General features: G+C 66.0%; 13 protein-coding genes. 8 read left to right on the forward strand and 5 right to left on the reverse strand.

Features of this window, described 5'->3' with window-relative positions; all coding sequences use genetic code 11:
* Positions 1-219: 219 nt before the first annotated feature.
* From CFB50_RS23305 to CFB50_RS23315, 3 genes are read left to right on the forward strand one after another with little or no spacing between them, the layout of a single operon-like run.
* Entirely contained in the window at positions 220-2,412 is a 2,193-nt protein-coding gene (locus CFB50_RS23305) for a hypothetical protein (RefSeq protein ID WP_166890594.1), read from the forward strand.
* 26 nt (positions 2,413-2,438) lie between these two features.
* Complete coding sequence (locus tag CFB50_RS23310) at positions 2,439-3,905, forward strand: flippase (RefSeq protein WP_050011262.1); 1,467 nt, start codon at positions 2,439-2,441, stop codon at positions 3,903-3,905.
* Positions 3,902-6,367 (forward strand): glycosyltransferase family 4 protein, encoded by a 2,466-nt coding sequence (locus CFB50_RS23315; protein ID WP_179254216.1) that lies wholly within the window; start codon positions 3,902-3,904, stop codon positions 6,365-6,367. Before CFB50_RS23310 ends, CFB50_RS23315 begins: the two co-directional genes overlap by 4 nt.
* Before the next feature lie 404 nt (positions 6,368-6,771).
* Here the strand turns inward: CFB50_RS23315 and CFB50_RS23320 are convergent, their stop codons facing one another.
* A complete protein-coding gene (locus CFB50_RS23320; protein WP_089447402.1) occupies positions 6,772-7,947 on the reverse strand; it encodes an acyltransferase family protein in 1,176 nt (391 codons plus the stop codon).
* 217 nt (positions 7,948-8,164) lie between these two features.
* Here CFB50_RS23320 and CFB50_RS39600 point away from each other — a divergent pair, with 217 nt between their 5' ends.
* Positions 8,165-8,308 carry a hypothetical protein gene (locus CFB50_RS39600; protein WP_006479318.1) on the forward strand — a complete coding sequence of 48 codons (144 nt, stop codon included), beginning with the start codon at positions 8,165-8,167 and terminating at the stop codon, positions 8,306-8,308.
* Between the two features lie 230 nt (positions 8,309-8,538).
* A complete protein-coding gene (galU, locus tag CFB50_RS23325) occupies positions 8,539-9,426 on the forward strand; it encodes a UTP--glucose-1-phosphate uridylyltransferase GalU (protein ID WP_011548079.1) in 888 nt (295 codons plus the stop codon).
* 393 nt (positions 9,427-9,819) lie between these two features.
* On the opposite strand, the gene CFB50_RS23330 is transcribed toward galU, so the two are convergent.
* Positions 9,820-10,938 (reverse strand): acyltransferase family protein, encoded by a 1,119-nt coding sequence (locus CFB50_RS23330; RefSeq protein WP_089447403.1) that lies wholly within the window; start codon positions 10,936-10,938, stop codon positions 9,820-9,822.
* 257 nt (positions 10,939-11,195) lie between these two features.
* Here CFB50_RS23330 and CFB50_RS23340 point away from each other — a divergent pair, with 257 nt between their 5' ends.
* Together CFB50_RS23340 and CFB50_RS23345 are read left to right on the forward strand one after the other, a co-directional pair.
* Positions 11,196-11,645, forward strand: a complete 450-nt coding sequence (locus CFB50_RS23340) for an HU family DNA-binding protein (RefSeq protein ID WP_011355701.1) — start codon at positions 11,196-11,198, stop codon at positions 11,643-11,645.
* A 281-nt stretch (positions 11,646-11,926) separates the two neighbouring features.
* Positions 11,927-12,724: an AadA family aminoglycoside 3''-O-nucleotidyltransferase gene (locus tag CFB50_RS23345; protein ID WP_089447404.1), complete on the forward strand. Its 798-nt coding sequence runs from the start codon at positions 11,927-11,929 to the stop codon at positions 12,722-12,724.
* 148 nt (positions 12,725-12,872) lie between these two features.
* Here CFB50_RS23345 and CFB50_RS23350 read toward each other — a convergent pair whose 3' ends face one another.
* From CFB50_RS23350 to CFB50_RS23360, 3 genes are all read right to left on the reverse strand, one after another.
* Positions 12,873-13,346 (reverse strand): VOC family protein, encoded by a 474-nt coding sequence (locus tag CFB50_RS23350; RefSeq protein WP_089447405.1) that lies wholly within the window; start codon positions 13,344-13,346, stop codon positions 12,873-12,875.
* Between the two features lie 389 nt (positions 13,347-13,735).
* Positions 13,736-14,896 (reverse strand): porin, encoded by a 1,161-nt coding sequence (locus CFB50_RS23355; RefSeq protein WP_089447406.1) that lies wholly within the window; start codon positions 14,894-14,896, stop codon positions 13,736-13,738.
* A gap of 418 nt (positions 14,897-15,314) precedes the next feature.
* Positions 15,315-16,268, reverse strand: a complete 954-nt coding sequence (locus CFB50_RS23360; protein WP_089447407.1) for a YihY/virulence factor BrkB family protein — start codon at positions 16,266-16,268, stop codon at positions 15,315-15,317.
* Positions 16,269-16,410: 142 nt separating this feature from the next.
* Here CFB50_RS23360 and fdnG point away from each other — a divergent pair, with 142 nt between their 5' ends.
* The gene (gene fdnG, locus CFB50_RS23370; protein ID WP_144020686.1) at positions 16,411-19,482 is read left to right on the forward strand and encodes a formate dehydrogenase-N subunit alpha; all 3,072 of its coding nucleotides are present in this window, start codon (positions 16,411-16,413) and stop codon (positions 19,480-19,482) included.
* The last annotated feature ends 2 nt before the right edge of the window (positions 19,483-19,484 follow it).

Consider the following 19,484-nt stretch of genomic DNA (forward strand, 5'->3'; position numbering starts at 1 on the left):
CTTTCGAGCGCCTGTTCGCCGCTGTTCCGGTTCGATATTTCAGGCGGAAACATCCCCAAATATTTCCAAATTTCTTGTGATTATTTTTGCTTGTAACCTGCATCGCGACGTTTGAAACCCATTTAGCGACAGGGTGCGCCGGCGGCAGTCCTTGCGGCGGCCCGGTCGCTGTTGCATCAAGTCTGGAGAAGCGCATTGCGACGTCTGATTCTGGTAGGCATGACGGTATGCGCGACGCTGCTGACGAGCGCCGCACCGGCCGAAACGGTGTTGCCCGCGACGACGTCGTGGATCGGCAATACGTTCGGCTATGGCGACGGCAGCTGGACGCAGATCGACATCCGCGCGATCGCGGTGACGCCTGAAGGCAAGGTGTATACAAATGCGCCGTGGGACGAGAGCGGGGCAGAGGCGAGCGTCTACCAGGACGGGAAGATGCTCGGCTTCGCCGGCGGCACGCACGGCTGGGGCAACCTCGGCGGCAGCGCGATCGCCGTGAACAGCAAGTACGCGTACGTCGCGATCGGTGTCGGCAACGAGCGCGGCCATCTGCAGTCGCCCGGCATCTGGCCGGACAAGGGCAAGCAGTGGTTCGGCATCTCGCGTCGCACGATCGGCGACCTGAAGCAGCCCGCGCCGTTCCGCGCGGCGCCGCAGGTCGCGCCGGGCGGCCGCGCGGACACCGGCCGCGCGCGGATGGCCGCGAGCTTCATGATGATGAACGAGGTCGCGGCGCCCGCGCGCTCGGAAGTGGGCGAGCAGAAGGCGGAAGTCGGCGGCCTCGCAGCCGACGACAAGACGCTGTTCGCGACGAATCCGTCGCGCGACGCGGTGAACGTGTACGACGCGGAGACGATGCAGCAGAAGGGCACGTGGAGCGCGCACGAGCCGGGCCGCATCGCACTCGCGGGCGACGGCACGCTGTGGCTGCTCACGGATACGCTCAACGGGCCCGCGCACCTCGTGCACGTGCGCGCGGACGGCCGCAAGCTTGACGACGCGCCCGCCCTGCCCGAAGGCACCGATGCGGTGGACGTGGCCGTCGACGCGAAAGGCCGCGTGCTGGTGGCGGACAACGGGCCGCGCCAGCAGATCCTGATCTTCTCGAAAGGCGGCAAGGGCTATGCGCCGTCGGGCACGCTCGGCGAGCGCGGCGGCATCTTCGCGGGCCCGGTGCCGGGCCGGCCGGGGCCGCAGCGTTTCAACGGGCTGACGGGCGTCGGTGTCGACCGCGCGGGCAATATCTATGTGTCGATGAACGGCATCGGGCCGCGCCACGACACGATCGGCGCCGGGCTCGGCGCGGTGCTCGAAAGCTATACGCCGGACGGCAAGCAGCGCTGGCAGGTGCAGGGGCTGCTGTTCGTCGACGGTGCGTGGCTCGACCCGGCGCGGCCGAACAGCGTGTACACGGGCAACAAGCGCTTCGAGCTCGATCTGTCGAAGCCGCCGGGCCAGGACTGGAAATACGTCGGGTTCCTGTCGAACCGCTTCAAGTATCCGGACGATCCCGTGTTCCACACGGACCAGTATCCCGGCATGCCGTTCGCACGGCGCCTCGACGGCCGCACGTTCCTGTACCTGACCGACATGTACGCCGATCACCTGAAGATCTACCGCTTCGACGCGAAGCGCGACGGCGAGGTCGCGATTCCGTCGGGCCTGATCGCGGGGCGTGCGCGACCGGTCGACAAGGTGCCGAACAAGCCGCCGGGCGGCGACTGGCTGTGGCGCGACGCGAACGGCAACGGCCGGATCGATGCCGACGAGGCCGAGATCAACACGACCGGCAAGGCGAAGGCGGGCGGCTGGGGCTGGTGGGTCGACACGAAGGGCGACATCTGGCGCACCAGCGACGTGCGCGGCATCCACCGCTTCCAGTACGGCGGCGTCGACAAGGCCGGCAACCCGATCTACTCGTACGACAAGGTCACGACCTACCCGATGCCGCAGCCGTTCACGCAGCTGCGCCGCGCGATCTACGAGCCGCAGACCGACACGCTGTACGTGACCGGCTACACGGCCGACGCACCGCCGCAGCCGGGCATCAACAAGGAAGTGGGCCGTGTATTGATCCGCTTCGACAAGTGGTCGACGGGCTCGCCGGTCGTGCGTTACCAGGTCGCGCTGCCGTGGCAGCTCGACGCGAAGCCGATCTTCGACCTGATCGGGCTCACGGCCGAGGGCCGCTACCTGTTCGGGGTGGAGCCGGTCGGCAAGATCCACGTGTATGACAAGGAAACCGGCAAGGAAGTGGGCGTGATGAGCCCGGGCGCCGAGGTCGGCAAGGCCTCCGGCTGGGTCGACGTGCCGTTCGGCATCAGCGCGTTCCGGCGCGAGAACGGCGAGTACCTCGTGTTCGTCGAGGAAGACGCGCGCGGCAAGGTGCTGATGTATCGCTGGAAACCGTGACGGGCGACGTCACACAAGGCAGAAGCATGGACAAAGGCATACTCAAGAACGTTTCGATCAACTTCATCGGGCTGATCCTGCCGACCTTCGTGTCGCTGGTGACGGTGCCCGCCTATATCCACGCGCTCGGCGTCGAACGCTACGGCGTCGTCAGCCTCGTGTGGACGCTGATCGGCTATTTCGGGATCCTCGATCTCGGGATGAGCATGGCCGCGCAGAACCACATCTCGAAGGCGCTTGCGAGCGGCAACGCCGACGAAAGCGCGCGCGTGTTCTGGAGCGCGTTCTGGCTGAACCTCGGCACCGGCATCGTGGGCGGGCTGCTGATCTATTTCGGCGCGTTCGTCTACACCGCGTACTTCACGAAGGTGTCGGCGGCGATGCAGCACGAGGTGTATCTCGCGCTGCCGTGGCTCGCGCTCGCGATTCCGCTGGCGAACGTGTCGTGGGTGTTCGCCGGCGCGATCAACGGCGCCGAACGCTTCGGCGTGTTCAACACGAACCAGACGATCGGCACGTTCCTGTTCCAGTTGCTGCCGCTCGGCGCCGCATGGTGGATCGCGCCGAACCTGCAGACGGTGCTCGCCGCGGCGGTCGTCGCGCGGCTGATCGCGGCGGTGATGCTCGGCCAGGCGAGCATCAAGGTGCTCGGGATCCGGCGCATCGATCCGCCGCAGTGGGGCACCGCGAAAGGACTGTTCAACTTCGGCGGCTGGATGCTGATCGCGAGCACGACGAGCATGATCGCCGACACGCTCGACCGCGTGATGCTCGGCGCCGGCATGGGCGCGAAGTTCGTCACTTACTACACGGTGCCGCAGAACCTCGTCACGCGCCTGAACATGCTGCCGAACGCGCTCGTGCGCACGCTGTTCCCGCGCCTGTCGGCGGTGGGGCGCGACCATGCGGACACGCTCGCGCGCCAGTCGCTCGAATTCCTGAACGGCGTGTTCACGCCGGTCGGCATCGTCGCGATCTTCGCGCTCGCGCCGTTCCTCACGTTGTGGGTCGGCGCGGATCTCGCCGCGCATTCGGCGCCGGTCGGCCGTGTGCTGGTGATCAGCGTGTGGCTCGTCGGCCAGGCGAGCGTCACGCGGATCCTGATCCAGTCGCAGGTCAACCCGGCCCGCGCGGCGTTCGCCGGGCTCGTCGAGATGCCGTTCTTCGTCGGCGGCCTGTGGTTCGGCATTCATCACTTCGGGCTGATCGGCGCGGCGGTGGTCGTCGCGGCGCGTGCGCTCGTCGACTACGGCGTGCTGCTGTACCTGTCGGCGATCCGGATGCGCGCGATCGTGCTCGACATGCTCGCGCACCTGGCCTTCCTGCTCGCGAGCCTGTTCCTGGCGCAGGCGTGGCCGGGGCTCGTCCAGTCGATCGGCATGTGCGCGGTCGTGCTGGTGCTGAACGTCGCGTGGTCGCTCACGATGACGCCGGGATTGCGTGCACTCGTGCGCGACCTGTTTGTCCGTCTCAATGCGAGGAGAACTGCATGAATCGCGATCTGGCGGAACACGCCGTATTGAATCTCGCCGCCGCCGATGCGGCCGTGGCCGAAGCGGGCGACGCCGCCGCGCTGCGCAGGGCGCTGCCGGCCGAACGGGCCAGCGCACGCCATCCGGCGCGCGCGCTGCGCGTGGCGATCGTCCACGACTGGCTCGTCACCTATGCGGGCGCCGAGCGCGTGCTCGAGCAGATCGTCGCGTGCTTTCCCGACGCAGACCTGTTCAGCCTCGTCGATTTTCTCGACGATCGCGCGTTCGTGCGCGGCAAGCCGGTGACGACGTCGTTCATCCAGAAGCTGCCGTTCGCGCGCACCAAGTACCGCAGCTACCTGCCGCTGATGCCGCTCGCGATCGAGCAGCTCGACGTGTCGGAGTACGACCTGGTGATCTCGAGCAGCCACGCGGTCGCGAAGGGCGTGCTGACCGGGCCGGACCAGGTGCACATCAGCTACGTGCATTCGCCGATCCGCTATGCGTGGGACCTGCAGCACCAGTACCTGGAACAGTCGAACCTCACGCACGGGCCGAAGTCGTTGCTCGCGCGGATGATCCTGCATTACATCCGCAACTGGGACACGCGCACCGCGAACGCGGTGGACGGTTTCGTCGCGAACTCCGCGTTCATCGCGCGGCGTATCAAGAAGGTCTACCACCGCGACGCGGCGGTGATCTTCCCGCCGGTCGACGTCGACGCGTTTTCGCTGAACGCGGTGAAGGAGGATTTCTACCTGACCGCGTCGCGGATGGTGCCGTACAAGAAGATCGACCTGATCGTCGAAGCGTTTTCGCGCACGCCGGAGCGCAAGCTCGTCGTGATCGGCGACGGCCCCGAGATGCAGAAGATCCGCGCGAAGGCCGGCCCGAACGTCGAGATCATGGGCTACCAGCCGTTCGCGGTGCTGCACGACCGGATGCGGCGCGCGAAGGCGTTCGTGTTCGCGGCCGAGGAGGATTTCGGGATCTCGGTGGTCGAGGCGCAGGCGTGCGGCACGCCGGTGATCGCGTACGGCAAGGGCGGCGCGCTCGAAACCGTGCTCGACCCGCAATCGAACCTGAACCCGACCGGGCTCTTTTTCGACGAACAGACGCCGCACGCGATCGTCGCGGCGGTCGACGATTTCGAGCGTGCGCCGCAGCGCTTCACGCCGACCGCCTGCCGCACGAATGCGGAGCGGTTTTCCGCCGATACGTTCCGGCGGCGCTTTCTCGACTATGTGGAAGCCGCGCTGCCCGGCTCGACCGCGCAGCGCGGTACGGCCATCGCGCCGATGCCGGCCGCGCGCGGCCCGGCGACGCTCGTGCTCGACCAGAGCGGCGTGCTCGGCGGCGCCGAGCTGTCGCTGCTCGAGATCATGAAGCACATGCGCGCGAACGCCGACGTACTGCTGTTCGACGACGGCCCGTTCCGTGCGGCGCTCGACGAGATCGGCGCGCGCGTCGACGTGGTCGACCAGGGCGCGCTCGCGGGCGTGCGCAAGCAGGGCGGCGTGTCGGTCGGGGCGGTGAAACAGCTCGTGCGGCTGGTGCGCGACGTCGCGCGGCGCGCGCGCCGTGCCGAGGTGATCTACGCGAACACGCAGCGCGCGATGGTGGTCGCCGCGCTCGCCGGGCGGCTCGCGCGCAAGCCGGTGGTGTGGCACCTGCGCGACATCGTCAGCACCGACCATTTCGGCAGCAAGCAATTGCTGGCGATCAAATACTGCGCGCGGCTCGGCATCACGCGCGTGATCGCGAACTCCGACGCGTCCGCGCAGGCGTTCCGGACGCTGACGGGCTTCACGCCGCAGCACGTCGATGTCGTGTTCAACGGCATTTCGGCCGAGCCGTTCGATGCGCTGGAAGGCGTCAGCCAGGCCGCGTTGCGCGCGCGGCTGGGGTTGCCCGAGCACGCATGGCTCGTCGGTTCGTTCAGCCGGCTCGCGCGCTGGAAGGGGCAGCACGTGCTGCTGGAAGCCGCCGCGCGGCATCCCGACATGCACGTGGTGCTGGTCGGCGCGCCGCTGTTCGGCGAGGACGACTACGCGGCGCAGCTGCACGAGTACGTCGCACGGCACGGGATGGGCGGGCGCGTGCATTTCCTCGGGTTCCAGCGCGACGTGGCCGCCTGCATGACGGCGGTCGACGTCGTCGCGCACACGTCGATCACGCCGGAGCCGTTCGGGCGCGTGATCGTCGAGGGGATGCTCGCGCGCCGGCCGGTCGTCGCGGCCCGCGCGGGCGGCGTCGTCGAGATCATCGAGGACGGCGACAACGGGCTGCTCTGCGCGCCGGGCGATGCGGCCGCGCTGGCCGATGCGCTGGCTACGCTGAAGCGTGACGGCGCGCTGCGCGAGCGGCTCGTCGCGAGCGGGCGCGCGACGGCGGTGCGCCGGTTCGGCACCGAAACCTACGTGGAGCGGGTCGAGAAGATCCTCGCGGATACCGCGAAGGCCGCGAAGGCGAAGAAGCGGTAAAAGCGGCGCGAGCCGGCGGGAAACAGGCCCTCATGCGGCAGTGCGCCGCGTGGGGGCTTTGTTTTTCAGCGCCGGGGCTTTGTCCGGGGGGGATGGCAGGTTGTCTCGTGCGGTGTTGGGCGTGGGCTTGACCGATCGTCGACTGGGGCGACGACGGGCGGTGCTGGACGGCGGTGCGAGACGTCGGAGAAGACGGCGGCGCGTGGGGGCGACCCGAGAAGGCGACACCCAGGCAGCCTGCGTGGAGAAAATCGGTCGGAGACGGCCTGTGCGGGTCGTGGCGCCGTCGCACGCCGGAGGGCTACCCCATCCCGCCAACCCGGCTTGCCGGCGCGCTCAGGCCATGAAAAAGCCCCCGCGCAGCGTACCGCCGCGCGAGGGCTCGGGAAAGCGTTCCGGCCGGGTCAGACGGCCCGTTCGGGTGCCGCCGAAACGACCCGGGCAGGGCGAGCCGGCTTGAAGCTGGCCGACCACGTCATCGCGGGCCGTTCGAACATCCGGTAGAACACATACGCGACCGGGATCGCGGCGGCCATGAACGCGAACGAAGGCCAGATCGACAGCTGCAGCTCGGAATGGAACAGCACCGAGCCGAGGCAGACGAACAGCGGCAGGTGGATCAGGTACAGCGAGTAGCTGAAGTCGCCGAACCAGCTCAGCACGCGCAGCGGCGGCGTCGGGCGCGGAGGACGGGCGAGCGCGCGATAAAGGAAGCACGCGAAGCCGGCCGACCACAGCTGGAATGCGCCGTACTGGCCGAAATGGAACGCGCCGCAGCCGGCGGCCAGTAGCACGGCGGCCGCACCGTACCACGCGCGCGACGGCACGGCGGCCGCGCCGCGTGCCGGCTGCGCGCGCACGTCGGCGATCCACGCGCCGATCGTCCAGGACAGCCAGTACGACGTGAAGAACTGCAGGTCGTGCCGTTCGAGCAGCCACGCCGATGCGACGTTGACGAGCGCGACCGCGGCCACGACCGCCGGCATGCCGATGCGCCGGCGGATCGCGAACAGCAGCGGGTAGATCGCGTAGAACTGCACTTCGAGCGACAGCGTCCACAGCGCGCCGTTCGACCCGTACGTGTAGCCGGCGACGCCCTGCAGCGAGAACAGGTTCACGAGGAACGCGACGAGGCCGACGTCGCGGATCTTGTGGCTGACGGGCTCGATCTGCAGGCTGACCGAGTCGAGTGCGAGCGTAAACAGCAGCGCGGCGAGCAGCACCGGGTAGATGCGGGCGAACCGGCGCACCCAGAAGTTCGGCGCGTCGAGCCGGTACGCGGGATCGGCTGCGAGCTTGAGCGCCGCGTTGCGGTGGATGCAGTAGCCGCTGATCACGAAGAAGATCGGCACGCCGGCGGAGCCCCACGCGAACGGGAAGGTCAGGTAGCCGGCGATCGCGCTCGGGGTGAGCGCATGGCCGTAAGCCTGATGGAAGCTTTGCATGCCGCCCCAGACGACCTGGCGGCAGTGGAAATAGGCGACGAGCAGCGCCGCGAAGCCGCGCATCGCGTCGATCACGTGTTCCTTGTGATCGGCGACGGGCGGCGCGGTCAGAGACGATCCGCTGAAAGCTTGCATGCGATTCGATTCCTTGCGACGGATGGACGGGAAGTTTCATCCAATCGTAATGCGCAAGAATTCGATCAATGAATAAAAAAATCTCGCCGGGAAATATCGGAATTCCACATCATGGTTTTATCGCGCTCGGAAAGCGGTTCCGCGAGGCGGGTCAATTATTTACCGATTTTTTTCTGATAGTTTGAAGCTCCAGTTGATTGATGCAAGGAGCGGCAAGATGGACATGCATTGGATCGCGAGCGCTGCAGTACTGCTGGTCATGGCCGTGCTGTCGGCGTACCGTGAGGCGCTGAAGAACGAACCGATTCGCCCGGGTCTCGAACGGGGCGGCGTGCCCTATATCGAGGAATTCGAATCGTAAGAATTTGTATCCGGAAAATCGGTAATTTGTTTCTGCCCCGGCACTCGGTTCGGCAATATCGACCGGGTTGAAACGATTATATTTTTTTTGGAATCATTGGGCAATCAGTCCATATCGAAAATGAGCGGAGTCGAATTGGCAGTACCGTCGATTCTCGATATGCCGTTCGGAACACAATCGCGCCGGGTCGCTGGTCGACGCGGCGCAGTCAACGCAATCAGGATGCGAACATGTTGAAAGTCACCAAGGCCGTGTTCCCCGTTGCCGGTCTCGGCACGCGGTTCCTCCCGGCAACGAAGGCGAGCCCGAAGGAAATGTTGCCCGTCGTCGACAAGCCGCTGATCCAGTACGCGGTCGAGGAAGCGATCAACGCCGGTATCACCGAGATGATCTTCGTCACCGGGCGCAGCAAGCGCGCGATCGAGGATCACTTCGACAAGTCCTACGAGATCGAGGCCGAACTCGAGGCGCGCGGCAAGGAAAAGCTGCTCGAACTGGTGCGCGGCATCAAGCCGAGCCACGTGAACTGCTTCTACGTGCGCCAGCCGGAAGCGCTCGGCCTCGGCCACGCGGTGCTGTGCGCGGAGAAGCTGGTGCACGGCGAGCCGTTCGCGGTGATTCTCGCCGACGACCTGTTGCACGGCGAACAGCCGGTGCTCAAGCAGCTCGTCGACGTGTTCGACCACTATCACAGCTCGGTGATCGGGGTCGAGACGATCCCGCGCGAGGACAGCCGCTCGTACGGCGTCGTCGAAGGCCGCGAATGGGAAGAGGACATCATCAAGCTGTCGGGCATCATCGAGAAGCCGGCGCCGGAAGATGCGCCGTCGAATCTCGGCGTGGTCGGCCGCTACGTGTTCATGCCGACGATCTTCGATCACCTGCGCAAGCTCAAGCCGGGTGCCGGCGGCGAGCTGCAGCTGACCGATGCCGTCCAGTCGCTGCTCGCGAACGAGCAGGTGCTCGCGTATCGTTACTACGGCACGCGCTTCGACTGCGGCAGCAAGATCGGCTATCTCAAGGCCACCGTCGAGCTCGCGCTCCAGCATCCGGAAGTGAGCCGCGAATTCGAGGCCTACCTGCGTACCTGCTTGCCCGCGCTGGCTGCTGTCGCCTAGGCAGCCGCGCGCTCCGTTGTTTCAGGTGGTGGTTGTTCCGTTGGCCCCGGCCGCTTGCGCGCCGGGGCTTTTTTGCGTGTGCGGGGGCGCCAGTGCACGATCGGCGTGCGCGCCGTCGGCGTGTATGTCGTGGCGGACCGGCTTCAGGATCGGGGCTGCGTGCGGAGCGGGGCGCTCCTGCGAGAACGGACGTCACGGCTGAAACCGGTGCCGCGGCGGGCGCCCGGATGACGGGGTCGGCGGCCCGGTTACGCGACGCACATCGACGTTCGTGACCGCACCGGCTATGCCGGCGCCGGTCGATGGCGCGACGGCTCGCTCGCCGCGCGTCGGCTTCCGGGCGTGACCGGAATCGCGGTTTTCAGTTCAACCGTTGCCGCGTCCGTGCCGCGTTCAACGCGCCGACGGGGTCGGCCGCGCGACGAAACGCCGGGCCAGCATCGCGGCGACCGGCTTCTTGAAATCAAGCAGCCGCTTTTCGAGATAGCGCCAGGACAGGTGCGCGAGCAGCACGGCGAGCGCGAACTGCAGCAGTTCGGGTAGCGCGTCGCGGACGATTTCAGGGATGGCCACGTGCGCGACGTGCGCGGGCAGCACGCCGAAGCGCGCCGGAATCAGGTTGTGGAACAGGTAGAAGCCGTAGCTGATCGTGCCGAGATAGGCGAGCGGCGCCCAGTCGAGCAGCGCCACGACCGGATGCTCGGGTTCGCTGACGATCCACAGCAGCAGCGCGCCGAGCGACGCGGACAGGCCGAGATCCGCGAGCCCCGCGATCGTGTCGGGCAAGGTCGTGCATGCAGGCAGCACGAGGAAGAACGCGACGCCGGCCGCGCCGAGCCAGCCGGGCGGAATGCGGCGCACGGCGGCCGCACCGCGATCGGCGAGCGCCATCGCGCCGACGCCGCCGAGCGCGATCAGCGCGAAATTCCACGGGGAAAACGCATAGATCAGCACCGGCGACGCGTCGTACCGGTAGAGCGCGAGATGTGCGAGCGCGCACAGTACGATGGCCGCGATGCCGAGCGCGACGTGTCGCGCGGCGGGCACCGCGAGCAACGCGAGCGGCGCGATCAGATAGAACTGCTGTTCAACCGCGAGGCTCCAGAAGTGCGACGTGGAGCCCGGCCAGCCGTCCTTGACGGCACCGATCCAGTAATTCGACAGGAACACCGCGTGCCACGCGAGCCCGAGATTGACGCCGCGCTGGTAGAACAGCGCGTGCGCGATCGCGAGCGCGGCGAGCAGCAGGTAATACACGGGAAAGATCCGCAGCGCGCGCTTCGCGAGGAACAGCGCGAACGCATGGCGGCGCGTCATGGTGCCGCGCTCGACCGCCTGGCGGTTGCGATGCAGCTCGCCGACGATCAGGAATCCGCTGATGAGGAAAAACGTCCACACGCCAAGCTTGCCGACGTCGACGGCAAGGACGTGGCCCTTGTGGGACAGGAAAACGAGGATGACGGCGAGGGCTCGCAGGCCGTCGAGTCCTTTGACGTATCTGGCTTCGCGCATGGAGGCATCCGGGCATTGAGCGAGCCCAGTATAGGTGCGCAAATATCGAACGTAATTCGCATTCGGGTGCCTACGTGAAGGCGTTTTTTGATGCTGGAGCGTCGATGAAATCGGTCGCATGCAAAAAAACCTGCGGGAAACCCCGCGAAAACGCATAAAAGTACTGCACGAAGCGTCAAGGCGCTTGTAGAATCCGGCGTTGAAGCGCGCGCGTTGCACGCTTCGTGTATCCAACGACCACACCTGGTAGGAGAAACATGGCGACTTCCGCAAAAAAGGTGGCCAAGAAGGCTGCCGCACCGGCCACCAAGAAAGTGGCTGCCAAAAAGGCTGCGCCCGCGAAGAAAGTAGTGGCCAAGAAGGTTGTCGCGAAGGCGGCACCGGCCGCTCCGACGCCGCTGAAGGACAAGTTCACGAAGGCATCGCTCGCAACGCACATCGCTGAGCGCGCAGCTGTCGAAGTGAAGGCTGTCAAGGCAGTGCTCGTCGCACTCGAGAACGTCGTGCTGGGCTCGGTCCACAAGAAGGGCGCGGGCGAGTTCACGCTGCCGGGTCTGCTGAAGATCACGGCGCAAGTCGTGCCGGCGAAGAAGAAGCGCTTCGGCAAGGATCCGTTCACGGGCGAAGAGCGTTGGTTCCCGGCGAAGCCGGCCAGCGTGCGCGTGAAGGCACGTGCGCTGAAGAAGCTGAAGGACGCGGCGGCGTAATGCCGCGCAGCGGTTGCCGAATGCGAATGCATGTCGGCAGCCGTTGCGATGTCCGACGATCCCCGTACGCGAAAGCGTGCGGGGATTTTTATTGCGCTGCGCAAATCGCGCGGCAGCCACGCAGCGACATGGCGGAAGGTCCGCTTCGACGCGTGACGCACGACGGAAGACGCGCCGCGCACGCGCGATGACGAACGGCAATCCTCTGCGCGCTTGCAGATCCGCCGCTGCCCGTCGTGCTCGCTGTGCGGGTTGCGTGCGCATTGCGAGGCACACGCATCGTGACTGAATCCATTCCCGACGAAATCGCCGCCCAGGTCGCCGCCGCGTGCGACACGATCGAGCGGCATCTCGGCGCGACGCTGAAGGCAATCCACCTGTTCGGATCGGCGCTCGACGACGGATTGAAGCCGCGCAGCGACGTCGACGTACTGGTGACGGTGTCGGCCCGGCCCGACGAATCGACGCGGCACGCACTGATGCTCGACCTGCTCGCCGTGTCGGAGCCGCCCGGTCGCGCCGACGGCGTGCGCGCACTGGAAGTGACCGTCGTCGCGCACGATGAAGTCGTGCCGTGGCGTCATCCGGCGCGTCGCGAACTGCAGTTCGGCGAATGGCTGCGTCACGACCTCGAGGCCGGCATCGTCGAACCGGCGCTCGTCGATCACGATCTGGCGATCCTGTTGACGAAGGTGCGGCAGCACAGTGTCGTACTGGCCGGCCCGCCGGCGGCGGCGCTTTTCGAGCCAGTGCCCGCACGGGATTTTGTCGCCGCGCTGCTGGCGACGGTTGCGCAGTGGAATGCCGAACCGGACTGGCGCGGCGACGAGCGCAACGTGGTGCTCGCGCTCGCGCTCGCGCGCATCTGGTACAGCGCCGCGACCGGCAGGATCGCGCCGAAGGACGTCGCGGCGACATGGGTACTGGAACGCTTGCCGGAACCATACCGGCCGCTTGTCGCGGCGGCGCGTGCCGCCTATCTCGGCGGCGAGGAGGATGCGGCGATCCTGTCGGGCGAACCCCTCGCTGCATTCATCGGCTACGCGCGGCGAACGGTCGAATCGATGCTGTCGACGTAGCGGCGGATGCCGCGCACGTGGCCGGCTTGGGGGCGACGCCGATGAAGATCGTCGGCATTGGCGCGGCAGTCGCACGCGCATGCGGTCGAGCCGGAAGCCAGTCGGCGATCCGGCGCGTCATCGCGCATGCGTCGTGCGACGTGCTTCGTCAGCCCGCCGTACCCGCGTAGGCGGCTTTCAGCGCGGCGTCGTCGAGCTTGATCATCTGCATCATCGCGGCGGCCACGCGCGTGGCCTTGACCGTGTCCCGGTCGGACATCATCGGGATCAGCGTTTCCGGAACGATCTGCCACGACACGCCGTAGCGGTCTCTCAGCCAGCCGCAGGCGTCGGCCGTGCCACCGTTGTCGAGCAGGGCGTTCCAGTAGCGGTCGAGTTCCGCCTGGTCGGCGCAACTGACCAGCAGCGAGATCGCATGGTTGAACGTATCGGTGCGCGGGTGGCTCATCGCGAAGAACGGTTGCCCGAACAGCTCGAATTCGACCATCCGCGTGCCGTCGGTGCCGGGCACCGTCGTGACGCGCACGATGCGCGAATCCGGAAAGATGCCCGCATAGAAGGCGGCGGCTTCTTCTGCTTCCGCCGCGTACCAGAGGAAAGGCGTGATCTTCTGAATCGTCATGGCGTATCTCCTGTCTGTATGGGTCGGGGCGCAAATCGCGTGCCGACCTCGATACGACGGATGAGGAGCGTCGAAATCGACACGCCGGGGCGAACGGCCGTCGCATCGGAGCCGTGGCACCGACAGTGCGCATGGTAGTCGTGCGGCGCGCGCACCGCGAGTGAACCTGGTGTCAGGAAATCGCGTTCCAGGCGCATTGCAGCCGCCAGGCGCCGCTGCTGGCCAACCGACGTGCATCGGGTGCCCGGGCATCGGCCGCCGGCCGGTGCAGGCCATGTCGGCCCGCTGGCGACGGACGAAAAAAAGCCAGCCACGGCCGAAACCGATGACTGGCTTTCCAGGTCGGCGGCAAGGCGTCGGAGACGCCATGCACACCGGAAACGTACTTCTTAGAACTTGTGACGCAGGCCGAGCGCGACGATTTCCTGCGAGCTCTTGCCGGCGATGCCGTACGAGCCGACCGACGCTTGCGCATCGCTGCCGTCGGCGTTGTGGCCGCTTGCGTGCTGATATGCGCCAACCAGGTACACGTCGGTGCGCTTCGACAGCGAGTAGTCCGCGCCGAGCGAAACCTGATGGTACTTGGCGTTGTTGTCGCCGCTACCCTTCGTGTAGATGTAGCCGACGCCCAGCAGCAGCGGTGCCGATGCCTGGTACGTGACGAACCCGCGGCCCGTGTTGTACTTCTGGTTCGTACCGAACGTCGAGGCGCCGTCCGCCTTGTACTGGGCGTTGCTGTAGCCGGCACCGACCGTCACCGGGCCGAATGCGTACTGGGCTGCCACTTGCGCGATGCCGATCGACGTCGACGACACGAACGCGTTGTTGATGAAGGTCGTGCCCGAGTCGCCGTCGAAGATTGCGTCCGACGTACCGGTCCAGGTACCGCGCTTGCCGGCCGTGAGGGCGGCCGCGTTGTTCGCGTGGAAGTAACCAGCAGCCACGCCCAGCGGGCCGTTGTTGTAGGCTGCGGCTGCGGCCCACGTCTGACCCTTGCCGGTCGAGCCGGCGACGCCGCCGAGTGCGTACATGCCTTCGAACTGGAGGCCGGAGAATACCGGCGACGTGTACTTGATCGCGTTGCTGACGCGCAGGCTGTTGTCGTTGTTGTCGACGTCGCCCGGCGTGGCGAACACGCTGCCGAAGTAGTTGTCAGCCGTGACTGCCTGAACCAGGTCCACGAGCGGGTCGTATTGGCGACCCAGCGTCAGCGTACCGTACTGGTCGCTTTGCAGACCGACGAATGCCTGGCGACCGAACATGCGACCACCCTGGCCCAGTGCGCCCGATGCCGAGTTGAAGCCGTTTTCCAACTGGAAGATCGCCTTCAGGCCGCCACCGAGGTCTTCAGAACCCTTCAGGCCGAAGCGGCTGCCTTGCAGGTTGCCGCTACCCATCGACCACGAATTGTTACCTTGACCGGCGTTACCGTGAACGTACGTGATCGACGTGTCGATCACGCCGTAGAGCGTCACGCTCGACTGCGCCTGAGCAGCACCAGCGGCGCCCAGCAGGGCGAGCGAGAGGGTCGAGAGAGCAAGTTTCTTCATCGTTGAGATTCTCCACGCAAGTGATTCATCGTTATTTGTTGCGGATTGGAGAATAGCTCAGTGCCATACACGCAAGAAAGCTTAAAAAATAAAGTGTCTCGAAAAGGTAACAGCGGGAAAAAGTCCATATATATCAAGCACATCAACGACTGTTCCTGTTTTTGAAATAGTTGACAATTGCTGCGCCGCGATTGTTTCAGTAGTTGACGCACCGTGCGGCAAATCCCCTGTTTCGGCCCGTGGCAGCAAGGAAACGAGGGTGTGCAAACGTTTGCGATTGCAGGCGTGCATACGCCGGCGTGTAAAGCGCGCGTCAACGCCGCGCGAATGCGCGGCCGACGACGGGGTTGCGTAGGGATAGGGGGTGTGCGGGGCGCGCGGAATCGATGCGCGGTGCGTTCTGCGCCGGGCAGGTCGTTCAGTCTTCGTGCGGGCGATTGTCGGCGCGGCCGGGTTGGGTGGGTTGAGCTGCGTCGCCGGACGCGGCAGGCGACGGGTTCGTGGCCGGCCGATGCGCGTTGCCGCGGGCTGCCGCGAATTCCGCGCCGAGCAGCAGCACGATCGCGGAGAAGTACAGCCACATCAGCAGGACCGCGAACGATCCGGCTGCGCCGAATGCACTTGCGGTGCCCGCACGCGCGAGGTACAGCGCGAACAGCTTCTTGCCGCCGGAGAACAGGATCGCGGACACGATGCCGCCGATCGCGGCGTCGCGCCATGCGACGCGCGCATCGGGCAGGAACTTCATCAACGACGCGAACGCGCCCGCGAGCACCGCGATGCCGACGAAGAACTGCACGAGGTTCGTGACGACCACATACGGCGAATCGCCCAGCAGCCAGGTGCCGATGAACGTGATCGCGGTGTCGAGCACGAGCGACACGATCAGCAGGAACGCGACGCCGAGCACGAGCCCGAACGAGATCAGCCGCACGCGCACGAGCCCGAGCATGCTCGACCAGCGGTTCTCGGTGGCCGGCCAGATCACGCTGAGCGCGGCGCTGAGCGACGCGAAGGTGGCCGACGCGCCGATCGCGAGCGCGGCGAACGAGATCAGGGTTGCCACGCCGCCGCGCTCGCCCGCGCGGTGCGCGTTCTGCACGATCGTCTGGATGCTGGCCGCCGCGTCGTCGCCGATCAGCTGGTGTGCCTGTTCGAACACCTGGCCGCGCGCGGCATCGTCGCCGTAGAACCAGCCGGCCACGGCAATCACCATCACGAGCATCGGCGCGAGCGAGAACGCGGAGAAAAAGGCGATGCCCGCGGCCATCGCGGAGCAGCGGTCGGACGAGAAGCGCTTGAACGCGGTGAGGGCCCAGTTGGCCTGTTGTTGCGCGAGACGGGTGGCTTCGGAGGTGATCTGTCGTTTCATGACGTTTCGGTGGCGCGGCGAACGCGGATCATCGTTGGTAATCAGACAATTCAGTATTGATCCGAAGATTCGAACATAGTTGCGCGAACTGTCTATAATTCCTTTCAGTTTCCTCACCCCCACAATAACGCCGAGACCAGCCATGCTACAAATGTCCCGGCGCCAGTTCCTGAAGGTGACGGCAACGTCGCTTGCCGGATCGAGTCTAGCCCTGCTGGGCTTCTCTCCATCCGAAGCGCTCGCCGAAGTCCGACAGTACAAGCTGGCGCGCACCGTCGAAACGCGCAACACCTGTCCTTACTGTTCAGTGGGTTGCGGCATCCTGATGTACAGCCTCGGAGACGGCGCGAAAAACGCCCAGCCGAGCATCATCCACATCGAAGGCGATCCCGACCATCCCGTCAATCGCGGCACGCTGTGCCCGAAGGGCGCGAGCCTGATCGACTTCATCCACAGCCCGAGCCGCCTGACGCACCCCGAGTATCGTGCGCCCGGCTCGGACAAGTGGGAACCGATTTCGTGGAATGACGCGCTCGACCGCATCGCGAAGCTGATGAAGGCCGACCGCGACGCGAACTTCGTCGAGACGGCGGAAGACGGTGCGAAGGTCAACCGATGGCTGACCACCGGCATGCTGGCCGCGTCGGCGGGCAGCAACGAGGTCGGCTACCTGACGCACAAGACCATCCGCAGTCTCGGGATGCTCGCATTCGACAATCAGGCGCGTGTCTGACATGGCCCGACGGTGGCAGGTCTTGCCCCGACGTTTGGCCGTGGAGCGATGACGAACCATTGGGTCGACATCAAGAACGCGGACGTGATTCTCGTGATGGGCGGCAATGCAGCCGAGGCCCATCCGTGCGGTTTCAAGTGGGTAACGGAGGCGAAGGCGCACCGCAAGGCGCGGCTGATCGTCGTCGATCCGCGCTTTACGCGTACGGCCTCGGTGGCCGACTACTACGCGCCGATCCGCACCGGCACCGACATCGTCTTCCTGGGCGGCGTCATCAACTATCTGCTGACGAACGACAAGATCCAGCATGAGTACGTGAAGAACTACACGGACTTCTCGTTCATCGTGCGCGAGGATTTCGCGTTCAACGACGGCATCTATTCCGGCTACGACGCGGAGAAGCACGCGTACCCGGACAAATCGAGCTGGGACTACGAGCGCGGCGACGACGGCTTCGTGAAGGTCGACCCGACGCTGCAGCATCCGCGGTGCGTGTACAACCTGCTGAAGCAGCACTACGCGCGCTATACGCCGGACATGGTCCAGCAGACGTGCGGCACGCCGAAGGAGAAGTTCCTGAAGGTGTGCGAGATGCTCGCGACCACCGCCGTTCCCGGCCGCGCCGGCACGATCCTGTACGCGCTCGGCTGGACGCACCACTCGATCGGCGCGCAGATGATCCGCACCGGCGCGATGGTGCAGTTGCTGCTCGGCAACATCGGCATCGCCGGCGGCGGGATGAACGCGCTGCGCGGCCACTCGAACATCCAGGGGTTGACCGACCTCGGGCTGATGTCGAACCTGCTGCCCGGCTACATGACGCTACCGATGCAATCCGAGCAGGATTTCGACGGCTACATCAAGAAGCGCGTGCAGCTGCCGCTGCGGCCGAACCAGTTGAGCTACTGGAAGAACTACAAGGCCTTCCACGTCAGCTTCATGAAATCCTGGTGGGGCGACGCGGCAACCGCCGAGAACAACTGGGGCTACGACTACCTGCCGAAGCTCGACAAGCAGTACGACCTGCTGCAGGTGATCGAGCTGATGAATGCCGGCAAGATGAACGGCTACATCTGCCAGGGCTTCAACCCGCTTGCGGCGTCGCCGTCGAAGGTGAAGACAGCGGCCGGCCTCGCGAAGCTGAAGTGGCTCGTGATCATGGATCCGCTCGCGACCGAAACCTCCGAGTTCTGGAAGCATCACGGCGACTACAACGACGTCGATCCATCGAAGATCCAGACCGAGGTGTTCCGTCTGCCGACCACGTGCTTTGCGGAGGAAAACGGCTCGCTCGTGAGTTCGAGCCGCGTGCTGCAATGGCACTGGAAGGGCGCGGAGCCGCCGGGCGAGGCGCGCAGCGACCTCGAGATCATGTCGGGGCTGTTCCTGCGCATGCGCAAGATGTACCAGAAGGACGGCGGCAAGTACCCGGATCCGATCGTCAACTTGACCTGGCCGTACGCGAACCCGGAAAGCCCGACGCCCGAAGAGCTCGCGATGGAGTTCAACGGGAAGGCGCTCGCCGATCTGCCCGATCCGAAGGATCCGACCAAGACGCTCGTGAAGAAGGGCGAGCAGCTGGCCGCGTTCGCGCAGTTGAAGGACGACGGCACGACCGCGAGCGGCTGCTGGATCTTCTGCGGTGCCTGGACGCAGGCCGGCAACCAGATGGGGAGGCGCGACAACTCCGACCCGACTGGCATCGGCCAGACGCTGAACTGGGCGTGGGCCTGGCCGGCGAACCGGCGGATCCTGTACAACCGCGCGTCGTGCGACGTCGCCGGCAAGCCGTTCGACCCGACCCGCAAGCTGATCGGCTGGAACGGCAGCGCGTGGAAGGGGGCCGACATTCCCGACTTCAAGGCTGACGAGTCGCCCGAGAACGGGATGGGGCCGTTCATCATGAACCCGGAAGGTGTCGCACGCTTCTTCGCACGGGCGGGGATGAACGAAGGTCCGTTCCCCGAGCACTACGAGCCGTTCGAGACGCCGCTCGACGCGAACCCGCTGCACCCGAACAACCCGCAGGCGCTGAACAACCCGGCTGCCCGCGTGTTCCCGGACGACCGCGCGTCGTTCGGCAAGGTGGCGGATTTCCCGCACGTGGCGACGACGTACCGGCTGACCGAGCACTTCCACTACTGGACCAAGCATGCGCGGCTGAACTCGATCATCCAGCCCGAGCAATTCGTCGAGATCGGCGAAGACCTCGCGAAGGAAGTCGGTGTCGCGCATGGCGAGCGCGTGAAGGTGTCGTCCAAGCGCGGCTACATCATCGCGGTCGCCCTCGTCACGAAGCGGATCAAGCCGCTGACGGTCGACGGCAAGAAGGTCCAGACGGTCGGCGTCCCGTTGCACTGGGGCTTCAAGGGTCTGACGAAGCCCGGCTATCTCGCCAATACCCTGACTCCGTCCGTGGGTGACGGCAACTCCTATACACCGGAATTCAAGTCGTTCCTGGTGAAGGTCGAAAAGGCGTAAGG

The sequence above is a fragment of the Burkholderia sp. AU33423 genome, assembly GCF_002223135.1.
GTDB classification, from domain to species: domain Bacteria; phylum Pseudomonadota; class Gammaproteobacteria; order Burkholderiales; family Burkholderiaceae; genus Burkholderia; species Burkholderia lata_D.

Bases quoted from the DNA above. Each gene is read 5' to 3' on its own strand.
- CFB50_RS23305 (WP_166890594.1), top strand. From the start codon at position 220: ATGACGGTATGCGCGACGCTGCTGACGAGCGCCGCACCGGCCGAAACG.
- CFB50_RS23310 (WP_050011262.1), top strand. From the start codon at position 2,439: ATGGACAAAGGCATACTCAAGAACGTTTCGATCAACTTCATCGGGCTG.
- CFB50_RS23315 (WP_179254216.1), top strand. From the start codon at position 3,902: ATGAATCGCGATCTGGCGGAACACGCCGTATTGAATCTCGCCGCCGCC.
- CFB50_RS23320 (WP_089447402.1), bottom strand. From the start codon at position 7,947: ATGCAAGCTTTCAGCGGATCGTCTCTGACCGCGCCGCCCGTCGCCGAT.
- CFB50_RS39600 (WP_006479318.1), top strand. From the start codon at position 8,165: ATGGACATGCATTGGATCGCGAGCGCTGCAGTACTGCTGGTCATGGCC.
- galU (WP_011548079.1), top strand. From the start codon at position 8,539: ATGTTGAAAGTCACCAAGGCCGTGTTCCCCGTTGCCGGTCTCGGCACG.
- CFB50_RS23330 (WP_089447403.1), bottom strand. From the start codon at position 10,938: ATGCGCGAAGCCAGATACGTCAAAGGACTCGACGGCCTGCGAGCCCTC.
- CFB50_RS23340 (WP_011355701.1), top strand. From the start codon at position 11,196: ATGGCGACTTCCGCAAAAAAGGTGGCCAAGAAGGCTGCCGCACCGGCC.
- CFB50_RS23350 (WP_089447405.1), bottom strand. From the start codon at position 13,346: ATGACGATTCAGAAGATCACGCCTTTCCTCTGGTACGCGGCGGAAGCA.
- CFB50_RS23355 (WP_089447406.1), bottom strand. From the start codon at position 14,896: ATGAAGAAACTTGCTCTCTCGACCCTCTCGCTCGCCCTGCTGGGCGCC.
- CFB50_RS23360 (WP_089447407.1), bottom strand. From the start codon at position 16,268: ATGAAACGACAGATCACCTCCGAAGCCACCCGTCTCGCGCAACAACAG.